The following is a 13,689-nucleotide window of genomic DNA, read 5'->3' on the forward strand; positions in this document are numbered from 1 at the left end:
GAGCGGACCAACCGCAACAGCAGCCAGCGGGGTTTCGCGCCTTCCGGCTCGCTTCTAAGTCGCGCGCAACATAGTTTTGAGAGGACTTATAGTCAAGGCGGTGCCGGGCCTTGATTCAGGGGAAATTAACGCTTCGATTTCAAGCGGTTATCGCTGAATTCCCGGCAACATGGCAAAACCTTCGCGGGAATATTCACAGATCGGCCGGGTTTATCAGCTCCAACCACCACCATAGGTACGGTAAAACACGTGCAGACCGATGCGTCCGACCTTTTTCATGGTCTTTGCCCAGTTCGGACGAACGTAGACGGCGTGGTAGTGAGTGGCCGAGCCGACTTCCGGCAGCCAGATCTTGCCGGCGGTCACCGCCATCGCAACTTCCTGGGCTGTTTCGAAATGATCCGGCGCGCGGATTCGGTCTGGAATGTTGTCGCAGGCGAAGGAGAACTGGCAGCGGTTGCGCCAGTCTTCGTTCTGATAGACGACGTCGCAGATGCTTTTCGGATAGTGCGGATTGCGAACGCGGTTGAGAATAACCTGTGCGACCGCTGCCTGGCCACGCACTTCTTCTCCGCGCGCTTCAAAATAGATGCCGGCGGCCAGGCATTGCTGCTGCTTGGGCGAAAACGATTCTTCCGGCAGCGCTGTTGCTGCCCAGGCGTGGTCTTCCGGGCCGATCGGCGGAATGAAGCGGCCGGTTTCTGGCTTTGCGCCCAGGATCGCATCGAAGGGCGACTTGCGCGAGAAGTCGGGCTTGGCCGGTGCATAGGCGGTTGCCAGCACATCTGCCTTCTCGTTGGTGATGAGGTCGGCGAGCATCGAAGGAAGACCGGGCTCCTTTACCTCGTCCTTGCGGAAATAGAATTCGGCGAGCTCGACCGGGTGGTCGTCGGCTTCGGCTTTGACGAAGGCGGTCATTTCATCGCTGGCATCCACAGGCGTGGTCAGCGAGCTGGAACGCTCGAGGATCGACCCGGCCGAAAAGGCCTTCGGCGGCTGCATCTGTTCGACGGCTACGATCCGGCTCTTCTTTTCAGCGCGGTTGACGCGGTCTTCGTCCGGCGTGTCCTCACCTGACTTCTCGTTGCCGGTGAATGCAACGCGGCGACCGTCGGGCAGCGTCATGCCGGCATCGCCGCCGAGCACGGAACCGCCACCCGGAAAGGCAAGCGATGCGTTATGAATAGAACCGGCCGGCGAGTTGGTCATGACCATGCGCCACTGGTCGCGGCCGCGATCGATGCCGGAGAGGAGATCGGTGAGATCGCCTTGTGCGGGAACGGCTGGAAACACCAGCCAAGCAGCAAGTCCAAGGACGCCAGGCGCCAGCCAGATATCGCGGCGCGACAGGGCGCGGTGCAAAAGAGACTTCGTCCGAGCCGCCGGCATGGCCACTTTAGAGGACTTTCGACGCTGTACGGTCTTCGAACGCAAAACCGGCTACTCCACAAGGCAGGTCAACCAGGGACCTCAATGACTGATCGATGGGTCAAACATCAATCATTAACCTTGATGAGCAGTTAACGCTTATAGACAGAATCCCTTGTAACGCTGGGATTTGGGCATTTTCACTTAAACGTCAGAGGCTCGTGTCCGAAATGCCACGCGGGTTTTGGGCGACCTTTCCGTCAGATGATGACGTGCGAACCCAGTTCGACGACGCGGTTGGCCGGCAGGTGGAAATAGTCGGACGGATCGGTTGCGGCATTGGCGAGCGCGATAAACAACCGGTCCTGCCACATGGGCATGCCGGAGGCTGCGTCCGGTACCAGCTTGCGTCGGCCGAGATAGAACGACGTCGACATGATATCGAACTTGAAGCCGGTCTTTCTCAGATAGGCAAGCGACTGCGAGACATTGTGCGATTGCATGAAGCCGAAGCGCAGTTCGATGACCGTGAACCGATCCGACAGCTTCTCGACCCGGTAGCGATCCTCGATCGATACGCGCGGCTTGTTGACCGTGATGATGGTCAGGATGACGTTCTTCGCATGCAGGACGTGATTGTGCTTGATGTTGTGCAGCAAGGCCGCCGGTGCTGTCTGCGGATCACCGGTCAGGAAGATGGCGACGCCTGGCACGGACACCGGAGCATGATCGCTTTTCTTTTCCACCATGGGAATAAAGGTCTGCAGCGGCACATCGATGCGGCGGGTCTTTTCAAACAGGATCGCAGCACCCCGCTTCCAGGTCCACATGACGACGGTAAAGCCGATCGCCATCATGACCGGCACCCAGCCGCCATCATGAATCTTCAAAAGATTGGCGCCCAGGAAAACGAATTCGAGCAGCAGAAGCGGCGCGAGCACAAGGGTTGCCAGCACACGCGGCCAGCGCCATCTCAGCCGAACGAACTCGAACGCCATCAGCGTCGTCACCACCATGGCGCCGGTCACCGAGATTCCGTAGGCGGTGGCCAGAGCATCGGAGCTCTCGAAACCAAGAACCAGCGCGATGACGCCGACCAGAAGCAGCGTGTTGACGCCCGGCAGGAAGATCTGGCCGGTATTGGTTTCCGAGGTGAACAGGATCTGCATGCGCGGCAGATAGCCGAGATGGATCGCCTGGCGCACCAGCGAGAAGGCGCCGGTAATGACAGCCTGGCTTGCGATGATGGTGGCGCAGGTGGCGAGAATGATGACCGGAACGAGCGCCCATTGCGGGAACATCAAATAGAACGGATCGCTCATCGCTTCGGGGTGGCTCAGCACCATGGCGCCCTGACCGAGATAATTCAGCGTCAGCGCCGGAAATACCAAGACGAACCAAGCCCACTGGATGGGACGGCGACCGAAATGGCCGAGATCAGCATAAAGTGCTTCCGCGCCGGTCACCGTCAGAAAGACGGCGCCGAGAACGACGACGCCGGCAAAGCCTTCTTCGCTCATGAACTGGAAGGCATGCAATGGATTGAAAGCGGCCAGAATGCTGAGGTCGTCGAAAATATGCACCAGGCCGATGCCGCCCATCACGAGAAACCAGATGGCGGTGATCGGTCCGAAGAACTTCGCCACCATGCCGGTGCCCTTCGACTGGATGGCAAACAGCGCAACCAGGATGGCAATCGAAATCGGCAGAACGGCGCTTTCGAAATGCGGTGATACGTATTTCAGGCCTTCCACCGCCGACAGGACCGACAGCGCCGGCGTGATCATCGCATCGCCCAGAAACAGCGCGGCGCCGATCAGCCCGAGCAGCATCAGGACAGCCCGATGGCCGCACGCTCCTTTGGTCATGAGCGCCAGAAGCGACAGCGTGCCACCCTCTCCATCGTTATCGGCGCGCAGCAGGAAGAGAACGTATTTGAAGGTGACAATGATGGTCAGCGTCCAGATCATCAGCGAGATGAGGCTGATGATTTCCATCTGCGTGACGCCGTCATGGGCGACGGGCTTCAACGCCTCGCGAAAGGCATAGAGCGGGCTCGTGCCGATATCGCCATAGACGACACCGACAGAGCCGAGCGCAAGCGCGAACAGCCCATGTCCTTTGGTTTTCTCGGCGGCACTATGTTCTGCTGGGTGGCCCATTCGGCATCTGGCGTTCGAGCCAGCCTTTCAACGGAAAAATGCGGATACTTCGCTCCGCCCGCGAAGAGCAAGGAAGCGCCCTCCGGCGGGAGGCGCCTATAAAGACAGCAATTGCACAAGGCAAGGGCTGCAACTGCATGCTTTCACTATCGCCGCAGACGTCTAGCGGCGATGTTTAACAATTTCGAAACAAAAAGAGAGGCGATTTCAGAGTATTGACCGCCACTGACCGTGTATTCCTGCCCGGGAGACCGTCCAAACTCGAATAGGTTCTATTCGAAAACGATGGCAGGCGCCTTGCGCAGCGGCTTGCCCTTAATCTCTGCCCAGGCCTTGGATGCGATCTCCCGATAAACGGCGGCGGATGCACTGTCCGGATCGGAAACGACGACCGGCGTGCCCGCGTCGGAGCGTTCGCGGATGTCCATCGTCAAAGGGATTTCGCCGAGGAAGGGAACGCCGATGCGCTCGGCTTCCGACTTTGCGCCACCATGGCCGAAGATGTCGTAGCGGGTGCCCGTATCGGGAGCGAGGAAGTAGCTCATGTTCTCGATGATGCCGAGGATGGGTATCTCGACCTTGCCGAACATGGCGATGGCCTTGCGGGCGTCGATCAGGGCGAGATCCTGCGGCGTCGACACGATCACGGCTCCCGCAAGCGGCACCTGCTGGGCGAGCGTCAACTGCACGTCGCCGGTTCCCGGAGGCATGTCGATGACGAGGACATCGAGCTCGCCCCAGCCGACTTCGCGCAGCATCTGCAGCAGCGCCGACTGGATCATCGGGCCGCGCCAAATCATGGCGGTCCCCTCCTCGACCAGGAAGCCGATCGACATCGCCTTCAGCCCATAGTTTTGCATCGGGGCGATCTTCCGGTCTTCAAGCTGCTGCGGCTTGCCGGAGATGTTGAGGAGACGCGGGATGGACGGGCCGTAGATGTCAGCATCGAGAATGCCGACCTTGAGACCGTTGGCCTGGAAACCCAGCGCCAGATTGACTGCTGTCGTCGATTTGCCGACGCCGCCCTTGCCGGACGCTACCGCGATGATGGCACCCACGCCCGGAACGCCGGCTTTCGGTGCGGGCTGTCTCGGCCCGGGTGTGGCGGGGGAATGCGGATGCGCGTGGCCGGCGGCAGACGCTTGCGGCTTTGGCGGAGGTGCCGTCTTGGCAGGTGCCGTTCCAGCTCTGCGATCGGCCGTCAGCGTAACCAGCGCGCCGTTGACGCCCTGCATCGCGGCGACCGTCCGTTCGGCGGCCATGCGCAGCGGCTCGAGTTCGGTTGCGCGATCGGCCGGCACGGTAATCGAGAAATAGACCTTCTTGTCGGAGATAAAGACGTCGGAGACCATTCCGCGAGAGACGATATCACCCTCGAGGTCGGGTCCGCGAACCTTCGCGAGAACCGCCAGAACCTGTTCCTTGGTGACGTCGGACATTGCCTGCTCCTGATAGCGATCTCGACACAAACTGCCCGCGCCGGATCCAAGGCTTATATAGGAAGTGTCACCGGTCTCGAGCAAGACGCTTCGTTGAAACGCCCCACGTCAGAAAAAAGAAAGCCGCTACCCGGATGGCAGCCAGACGGCGCCCCGGATAGCGGCTTGTTTTTATCGCGCCTCTTGGGACGCTTTCAGCCCCCTCTGGACCTGCCTGTAAACAAGCACGAACCATGCCAGACCGTAATGCGGATGTTTACGTAGTCGAAACAGGGTGTTAGGGACAGGCAACTGGAGAGCGTTGGGAATTTGCCCAGTGAACGATCAATTGACCGCGTAGAAAACAGAGGCGTTGATCAAATAATGATCGCCGGCATCGTTACTTGATGATGCCGGATCTCAACGCCTTGGCAACCGCCTGGGTGCGGTTGACGGTGTCGAGCTTGCGGGCCGTGCGGTTGAGATAATGGTTTACGGTGTGCTCGGAGAGTCCAAGGATTTCGGCAATTTCCGCGCTGGTCTTACCCGCAGCCGTCCAGTTCAGGCAATCGACTTCGCGTTCGGTCAGGACATCGTTGGTCTTGACGTCGAGGCTGCGGATCTGCGCCAGCTGTTCATAGACGTGAACCGAGAGATAATGCAGTTCCATCATCTGCTGCTGGTCAAATGTCTTGCCCGTACCGCCGAAGCAAACGGCGCCGCGATTGCCGAGCCGGTCATGGACGGGGAAACAGGCGCCGCGCTGGATGCCGAACCCGGAAAAGATCTGCGTGACCTCGTCGCTCGAATTGATCACGCCGCGATCGCTCGAGAGATCGAAGACGAAGGGCGTCGTGAACTTGCGCAGATGTGAAAGGCCGGAGCTGGTCTGCATCAGACCGCTTTTGTCGAACTGCGACATCAGCTCCGCCGGCCAATTGGTAACGACGGTATTTTCGGACAGTTCGCGAGACGTGATCGACGGAAGGTTGAGAACCATGAAGGTGCGACAGTTATAATACTGCGTCACTCGCTTCAGGAACCGGATCACATCAAACTGGGTCTGCAGGGTGGCGATTTCGGCGACACTGCCGTCGAGAAAGGACATCTCTTCGGCTTTTTCGGTCTTAGACATGTACTGCTTCTTGCTCCGACCAGACCTTACGCACGCAAACGTCACCAGGTGATGGTGATAGGTTCTCGCATTTGCGAATCTTGTCGCATGGTTTCAGGAATTTGTCAGGGAAAATCTGATGACGCGGCTAGCCATCGCGGCGGTTCGCGTTAATTCTGCAACGAACAGAAGCTTCTGCGGAGGATGCCCGTGACCACAGCCGATTTTGTCTCTCACCCGTTCCAGGGTAGCGTATTGTCCTCGACGCCTTGTGAACTTGGCGAAGGAGCCAGCTTCGATGCGGATACCGGGACGATCTGGTGGTTCAGCATTCTCGAAAAGCAGCTTCGCTCGCTCGACATCAACACCGGCAAAGAATCTGTGCAGATCCTCCCCATAATGGGAAGCGTTCTCGTGCCGGTCGACGCCGAGCGGCAGCTGATCGCCTCCGATCAAGGGCTCTTCATACGGGATCGCGCCACCGGCGAACTGACCCTGCACTGCGACCTCGAGAAGGACGAGCCGGACAACCGCTCCAACGACGGCCGGCTGCACCCTTCCGGTGCGCTGTGGATCGGCACGATGGGGCGCACCGCTGCGGAAGGCGCGGGTGCGATCTATCATGTCGTGGGCGGCAAGGTCACGACGCTGTTTGACAAGATGAGCATTCCGAATGCGATCTGCTTTTCGCCGGACGGAAGCACCGGCTATTATGTCGACACGCGCATCAACCACCTCATGCGTGTCGACCTTGATCCATTGACCGGACTCCCGACGTCAAAACCCACCCTCTTCATCGATGGCAGCGGCAGCCCCGGTGGAATGGATGGCGCGATCTGCGATCAGGACGGCACGATCTGGAACGCCCGCTGGGGTGAAGGTGCGGTCGACCATTATGGTCTGGACGGTGTCCTTCTCGCGCGTTTCGAAGTGCCCGCCAAGAGAACGACCTGCCCTGTCGTGATCGGAAATGGGCGCTTGGCTGTCACATCAGCCTGGGAGGGAATGGACCAGGACGCCCGTACCTCCGATCCGCTGGCGGGAGCGTTGTTCGAACTCGCCGTTCCAGTCACGCTTGGTCGGGAACCCCGATACTCGGCCTGACTTTAAGGATCTATATTCTCGCTGATAAAGCCCCAAACCCGCCAAGTGCTGAAACGTTCCGCAGTTTCTGCCTAATAAAACGGCATGGAAATGCGGAACCAAACCGGCGTTTCGGCCATTTCCCTACCGAAGCCAAGCAGAACGAATGCGTCCTTCTTGGTCGAGACGGCCCTTCAATGCGAGAAGCCGTCCTTCATGACGAATTAGATGGAAAAGGTAGGAACACGATGAAAAAGACTCTCAGCACGATCGCCGCAGCAGCCGTTCTCATGGCGTCCACCACACTTGCACCGGCTTTTGCCCAGACGGCACAGCCTGCTCCGGCGACACCGGCAGCACCTTCGGCACCGGCCGATACCACGACAACGACCCCGGCTGCACCAGCAGGTGGCATGGCTACCACTGCAGACGGCAATTACCTGACCGAACAGGCGACCACCCAGGTCAGCGCCAACGATTATATCGGCAAGTCGATCTACAATTCGGCTAACGAAAGCATCGGTGACGTCAACGACCTACTGTTTGAAGAAAACGGCGGACTCGTTGCAGCAGTTGTCGGCGTCGGCGGCTTCCTCGGCATCGGCGAAAAGGATGTAGCTCTTCCGATCAGCAAGCTGACGCTCACCCGCGACGCACAGAACAACAACGAAGTGCGTCTGTCGACCACCGAAACGGCCGAAGCGCTGAAGTCTGCTCCAGAGTTCAAGACACTGGACGACAAGCAGGCAGCATCCGACACATCGACCACGTCGTCCACGATGAACCCGGCTCCGGGCACCCCGGCAGCACCGGCTGAAAATGGCGCCACAACTCCGTCGACGGCTCCTAAGAACTAATCTTAGGGACCTGGAACGGGCTACACGCCACGTGACAGACGATTGAATGGAAGAGGCGGCATTGATAATGCCGCCTTTTTCGTGCGCGGTTTACAAAAGCGAGCAGTATCGCAGCGCATCGTAGATTGCTGCATGGACATTGCGGCTTGCCACAGCGTCGCCGATCCTCACGAGATCGAAAGCGGCATTAGGGTTCTTCGGCAGCAGCGGTGCTTTTCTGTTAATCAGCATCGCGTAATCCACGGCGCCAAGATTGCGCGAGAGCGGCTTCAGCTCGAAATAGAGATCCGCGTTCGCGGCCGTGCCGTGCTCGACCACGACCTGTGCGACCCGCCTTTCCTCGACCACATCCCTTGCGTAATCGGATCCGAGGCTTGCCACCAATGCATTGCCGTCACGCCGCACCGACTTCAACCGCGTGTTGATCGTCACGCGGACACCCTTCTCGGCAAAAATCCGTGCGTAGGGGACATGGTTCATGCCCCCCATCTCAGGTGCGAAGAAGCGTTCGGGGGAGACAAGCTCGAGATCCGCGCCTGATGTGGCGATGACTTCGGCGGCACTCATACCCGGATGGCCGCCATTGTCATCGAACAGCAGAACCGGGCCTGCGGGTTTGGCAGATCCGGCGAGAATATCCCAGCTGGAGGTCAGAAGCTCTTCGCCCGCCTCAAGTTGCGGCGACTGCGGTATGCCGCCGGTTGCGACGACGACGAGTTCGGGCTCGAGTTCGAGGACATCGTCGGCGCCGGCGAACACGTCGTAGCGGATCTCGACACCCAACCGCTCAAGCTCCGCCAGCCGCCAGTCGATGATGCCGATCATTTCGCGGCGGCGCGGATTGCGAACCAGAAGATTGATCTGGCCACCCGCCTCCCCCGTTGCCTCGAGCACGGTGACTGCGTGGCCGCGCTCTGCCAGCACGCGGGCCGCCTCGAGCCCGGCAGGACCGGCACCGATCACGACGGCCCTTCGGACAGCTGCTGACTTTTCGATCACATGCGGCAGCAAGGCTTCGCGCCCCGTCGCCGCATTGTGGATACAGAGAGCCTCTCCTCCCTCGTAGATGCGATCCAGACAGTAGGTCGCACCGACGCAGGGGCGAATGGTCGCCTCCTTGCCACTTGCTACCTTGTTCGCGATATGCGGATCGGCAATGTGGGCACGGGTCATGCCGACCATGTCGAGCTTGCCTTCGGCGACCGCATGCCGGGCCGTTGCAACATCGGCGATTCGGGCTGCATGAAAGACCGGGAATTTCGTCGCCTTCCTGACATCGCCGACAAAGTCGAGATGCGGCGAGGATCGCATGCCCTGGATCGGGATCACCTCGTTCAGGTCCGCATCGTGATCGATATGGCCGCGGATGACGTTCAGGAAGTCGATACCGCCAGATGCCACCAGCCGCCGGGAGATCTCGATCCCCTCTTCGCGGGAAAACCCCTTGTCCCAGTTCTCGTCGGCAACCAGGCGGATGCCGACGATGAAATCCGGACCGACGGATTTTCGCACCGCATCGATCACCATGGTCGAAAACCGCATGCGGTTTTCGAGCGACCCGCCGAACGCATCGTCGCGGTGGTTGGTGGCGGGCGACCAGAACTGGTCGATCAGGTGGCCGTAGGCTTCGATCTCGATGCCATCGAGACCCGCCGCCTGCATGCGGCTGGCGGCATCGGCATAGTCTGCAACGATGCGCTCGATATCCCAGTCCTCGATCTCCTTCGGGAAGGCGCGGTGGGCGGGTTCGCGAATGGGAGATGGCGCCAGCACAGGAAGCCAGGCCCCCTTGTTCCATCCGGTCCGGCGCCCGAGATGGGTGAGCTGGATCATCACCGCCGTGCCGTATTCATGACAGTCATCGGTGAGCTTCTTCAGCCACGGCACGATGTCGTCGCGATAGGCGTGCAGGTTGCCGAATGCGGGTGGACTGTCCTGCGAGACGATCGCGGAACCTGCGGTCATGGTGAGCGCGATGCCGCCCTTTGCCTTTTCGAGATGGTAGAGCCTGTAACGATCCTTCGGCATGCCGTCTTCGGAATAGGCCGGTTCGTGCGCCGTCGACATGAAGCGGTTCTTGAGGGTGAGATGCTTCAGCTGAAACGGCTGCAGAAGGGGATCGTTCGAAACGGACATGGTGATCTCGCAATGCGGCTTGCAAAACCACATCATCGCGCAGCGGACAGCCCCGTGCGAGCATCAGACGCGGCGCGGACTGTCCACTCCGCGCCCTCTCCTCAACGTTGGTGGAGGCGGAAGATCAGTCCCGTTCGGGGGTCATGAAGTCGCGGTGATGGGTGCTCAGATAGCGCAGCGTCGAGGCCGTATCGGCGGGTCTGCCGTGGTAATAGCCCTGCCCCATGGCACAGCCCAGCGATCGCAGCATTTCCGCTTCTTCCGGCTGCTCGATGCCCTCGGCGACCACTTCCAGTTCCAGACCGTCGCACATGGCGATGATCGCCCTGACGATGTGTCCAGAGGCACGGTCCGAGGTGATGCGGGAGACGAAGGCGCGATCGATCTTGACCTTGTCGAAGGTGAAGTCGCGCAGACGTCCGAGACTGGACTGACCGGTGCCGAAATCATCGAGCGAGATGCGCGCGCCTGCCTTGCGAAGATCCGTGATGATGCGCTCTGCCGTATCGGCCGAGGTCATCACGGCGGTTTCGGTGATCTCGAATTCGAGCCGATGCGGATCGAGCCCGACGCGGGCGAGCGTCGAAAGGATGCTTTCCGTGGTCGTCGGGTCCATCAGCTGGGCGGAGGACAGATTGAAGGACAGGAACAGATCCCGCGGCCAGGACAGCGCTGCCTCGGCTGCCTTGCGCAGCAGGGTTTCCGACAGCGCATCGATGAAACCGCGCTCTTCGGCAAGCGGCACGAAGACGGCGGGCGATACGAAACCGAGATCCTTGTCGTTCCATCTCGCGAGTGCCTCGAACCCGACGACCGATCCATCGTCCAGGCGCACGATAGGCTGGAAATGGACATCCACGGCATCGCTGATGATCGCATGGCGCAGCGCCTGTTCAAGCTGCGTCGCGCGCATCATCTCCTGCGCGATTTCCTGGGAATAGACCGTGATCTGGCCGCGACCGCGGCGTTTGGACCGGTAAAGCGCGGTTTCAGCGCTCTTCAGCAGTTCCTCGAAATGCTCGCCGGCGAAGGGGTAGATGGCAAAGCCGAAGGACGCCGAGAGACGCACATTGCGATCCCCCAGATCATAGGGTGCGGAAAGAACATCCCGGATCATCTGGCCGATCCGTTCGGCACCGGTGCGCTCGAAGACGAGCGGCAGCACGAAGGCAAACTCGTCGCCGTCGTGACGAGTGACCGTTGCGCCATCCGGAATGCAGGCCTTGAGGCGATGCGCCACCTGGCAGAGGATCTCGTCGCCCGCTTCCATACCGAACAGGTCGTTGATCGGCTTGAAACCATCGAGATTGGCAATGCAAACAGTAAACGGGGCGGGATCGGCTGCACGCTCTGCGGCGAGAAGGTGAACCTTGTCGCGCATACGGTGTCGGTTTCCAAGACCCGTAAGCGGGTCGCTATAAGCCTTGGCCTGCAGCTCATGCTGACGGAGCTGCGGCAACGGGTTTTCCGCCAACGTCATAAGTTTATCCGCTTGCACCACATTTGATAGGCGACGATGCGGGACAAAGCTTAACATTTCATAGCGGAACCGTAGCGTTTCGGGATAGCCGTCCGCGCTTCCGATCCATGCTCAAGACAGCATCTGCTGCGAACCGGCAACGACGAGAAATTTCGCGAACAGGGTTTCCAGCACATCGGGACTGATCGGCTTCAGGATCACGTCGTCCATTCCCGATGCAAAGCATTCCTCGCGGTCGCGGTCGAATGCCTGGGCGAGGACGCCGACGATCGGTGTCGACGCCTGCCCTTCTTCCTCGAGCGTGCGGATCGCCCGCGCTGCCTCGAAGCCGTTCAGGGTCGGCAGAGTGACATCCATCAGCACCAGCGAAGGACGAAGCTCGTGCCACATCCTGACCACCTCTTCTCCATCGACCGCAATCGCATAGCGGTACCCGAGGCTTTCGAGGATCTGCGAGAACACGATCTGGTTCACCTCGTTATCTTCAGCAACAAGGATATCGACGCAGGGCTGAGGGTCATCGGGCAGGATCTGCCAGTTGTCTTCTTCGTCCTGTTCGACAGGTCCACGCAACTTGGTCAGTTCGCGGCTGAGGGTCGGAACGAGATGCTCTTCGAGAGCCGCAGCATCGAAGGCCACGACCTGTTTGTCGTAATTTGAGCCGATGGCGCGGCAGGCGGACGCCAGATCGCGATCCGCGACGATGAGATCGACCCTGACCGCGGCGTTGGACACGAGTTCGAGGCAAAGCGCCAGTTCGTGTTCATCAACGACCGAGGATGCCTCGACCTGAAAATCCGCAAGGATCGCCTTCGCGGTTCCAGTGAAAAGCGGGTCGCTCGAGACGATCAGGATCTGGCTGCCGGCGATATCGGGATCCGCGCCCTGCAAAGCGTCCCGCATCTTGCTCTTGCGATGCAGCTTGGCGGAAAACAGATTGGGGTCGTCGAACAGGCGGATAAAGCCACGCCCGTCCTCTTCCACTTCTACCATTCGGGAAATGTCCTGCATGGCGGTGACGAGATAGTACCGGCCTGGTTTGCCGATCCGGTACTTGTTGGCGACGATCACCATCTGCGAGCCATCCGGACGCGTCAGACGCTCCGGCAGCTGGATCTCCTCGCCGTCTTCCACCACCCGGCGATTGATGCCGTCGAGCCGCTGGGCCAAGGCCGGAGCATGGATGTCGGTCCCCGTGCAGCCGAGCAGCGCTTCGGCGGGGAGATCGTGAAAGCGGCAGGCGGCCTTGTTGACGGCGACGAAGGCGAGATTGGTGTCCTTGACCATGACCGGGAACGGCAGGTTGTCGAGGATATCCTCGGTCAACTGCACGCGCTCCATGTCGGCGCGCCACTGCTCTTCGCGCTTGCGCTGTTCGGACACGTCCCGGAGGATGCAGACGCCGTAGCCCGACGGCAGGCGCCGTTTGGCAAGACTGATCCAGCGATCGGCACCACGGCGCATCAGCGCCTCGTGCCGCTCCTTCCAGAGCGTGGCAATATTGTCGGAAATCCAGTCGTCGCGGCTGAGCAATCGTTTTGTGCCGCCGGTCTCGGACATGAACCGTCCGCCGCCGTCATAGATGGCACCAAGGAGATCGCGCAGCCGTGTACCGGGTGCAAGGACGCTGTCAGGAATGCCGAGAAGGATGGTCAGTTGTTGACCGGCAAAGATCAACAGGTCGTTCTTGTCGTAGACGACAAGGCCGCCTGAGTGCCCACCCGAGATCGCCTCGGAAATCACTTCCATCATCGCAGTCTGAATGTCCGCGTCCGCCGACGCCAAATCATTCATGTGACAAAACCCCCTGTGTGTTCACAGACTCGGCCAATCGCCGGCACCATGCGGTGCAATCCGTCTCAATTAATCAAGTCGGGTAAGACACATGCTGGCTTCAAGTCCTCGAACAAAGGGCCGATCCTCGTGTACGGGTGCCCAGCCGGCCCATACATCGGTTCCTCTGCGGAGAGCTGGCGCTCTCCCGGGTTCATCCTGTTCAACTCAGATTGAATATCGGTTTTCGGTTAAGGCCGAATTAAGATAGGCTTGCTGCAGGGCTTGCAGGGGACAA

Annotated in this window: 9 protein-coding genes; 2 read left to right on the forward strand and 7 right to left on the reverse strand. The window is 60.0% G+C overall.

Annotated elements, in window-relative coordinates:
- Positions 1-213 precede the first annotated feature (213 nt).
- The 4 genes from IFT59_RS12345 to IFT59_RS12360 all read right to left on the reverse strand — a co-directional run bounded on the left by IFT59_RS12345 (position 214) and on the right by IFT59_RS12360 (position 6,083).
- Positions 214-1,389, reverse strand: coding sequence for a cell wall hydrolase (locus tag IFT59_RS12345; RefSeq protein ID WP_192087169.1), 1,176 nt, complete (start codon positions 1,387-1,389; stop codon positions 214-216).
- 239 nt (positions 1,390-1,628) lie between these two features.
- Complete coding sequence (locus IFT59_RS12350; protein ID WP_192086963.1) at positions 1,629-3,530, reverse strand: potassium transporter Kup; 1,902 nt, start codon at positions 3,528-3,530, stop codon at positions 1,629-1,631.
- Between the two features lie 272 nt (positions 3,531-3,802).
- On the reverse strand, positions 3,803-4,969 hold the full coding sequence (locus IFT59_RS12355) for an Mrp/NBP35 family ATP-binding protein (protein ID WP_192086964.1): 1,167 nt from the start codon (positions 4,967-4,969) through the stop codon (positions 3,803-3,805).
- Positions 4,970-5,348: 379 nt separating this feature from the next.
- Positions 5,349-6,083 carry a helix-turn-helix transcriptional regulator gene (locus IFT59_RS12360; RefSeq protein WP_192086965.1) on the reverse strand — a complete coding sequence of 245 codons (735 nt, stop codon included), beginning with the start codon at positions 6,081-6,083 and terminating at the stop codon, positions 5,349-5,351.
- A gap of 189 nt (positions 6,084-6,272) precedes the next feature.
- On the opposite strand from IFT59_RS12360, the gene IFT59_RS12365 reads away from it, so the two are divergent.
- Together IFT59_RS12365 and IFT59_RS12370 are read left to right on the forward strand one after the other, a co-directional pair.
- Positions 6,273-7,166, forward strand: a complete 894-nt coding sequence (locus IFT59_RS12365; RefSeq protein WP_342366089.1) for an SMP-30/gluconolactonase/LRE family protein — start codon at positions 6,273-6,275, stop codon at positions 7,164-7,166.
- Between the two features lie 227 nt (positions 7,167-7,393).
- The gene (locus tag IFT59_RS12370) at positions 7,394-8,002 is read left to right on the forward strand and encodes a PRC-barrel domain-containing protein (protein WP_062453695.1); all 609 of its coding nucleotides are present in this window, start codon (positions 7,394-7,396) and stop codon (positions 8,000-8,002) included.
- Positions 8,003-8,092: 90 nt separating this feature from the next.
- Here IFT59_RS12370 and IFT59_RS12375 read toward each other — a convergent pair whose 3' ends face one another.
- From IFT59_RS12375 to IFT59_RS12385, 3 genes are all read right to left on the reverse strand, one after another.
- Positions 8,093-10,138, reverse strand: coding sequence for an NADH:flavin oxidoreductase (locus IFT59_RS12375; RefSeq protein ID WP_192086967.1), 2,046 nt, complete (start codon positions 10,136-10,138; stop codon positions 8,093-8,095).
- Positions 10,139-10,262: 124 nt separating this feature from the next.
- Positions 10,263-11,618: a putative bifunctional diguanylate cyclase/phosphodiesterase gene (locus IFT59_RS12380; RefSeq protein WP_062579341.1), complete on the reverse strand. Its 1,356-nt coding sequence runs from the start codon at positions 11,616-11,618 to the stop codon at positions 10,263-10,265.
- A gap of 111 nt (positions 11,619-11,729) precedes the next feature.
- Entirely contained in the window at positions 11,730-13,412 is a 1,683-nt protein-coding gene (locus IFT59_RS12385) for a response regulator (protein WP_062453698.1), read from the reverse strand.
- Positions 13,413-13,689 lie beyond the last annotated feature (277 nt).

It is taken from the genome of Rhizobium sp. CFBP 8752, assembly GCF_014842035.1.
GTDB classification, from domain to species: Bacteria; Pseudomonadota; Alphaproteobacteria; order Rhizobiales; family Rhizobiaceae; genus Neorhizobium; species Neorhizobium soli.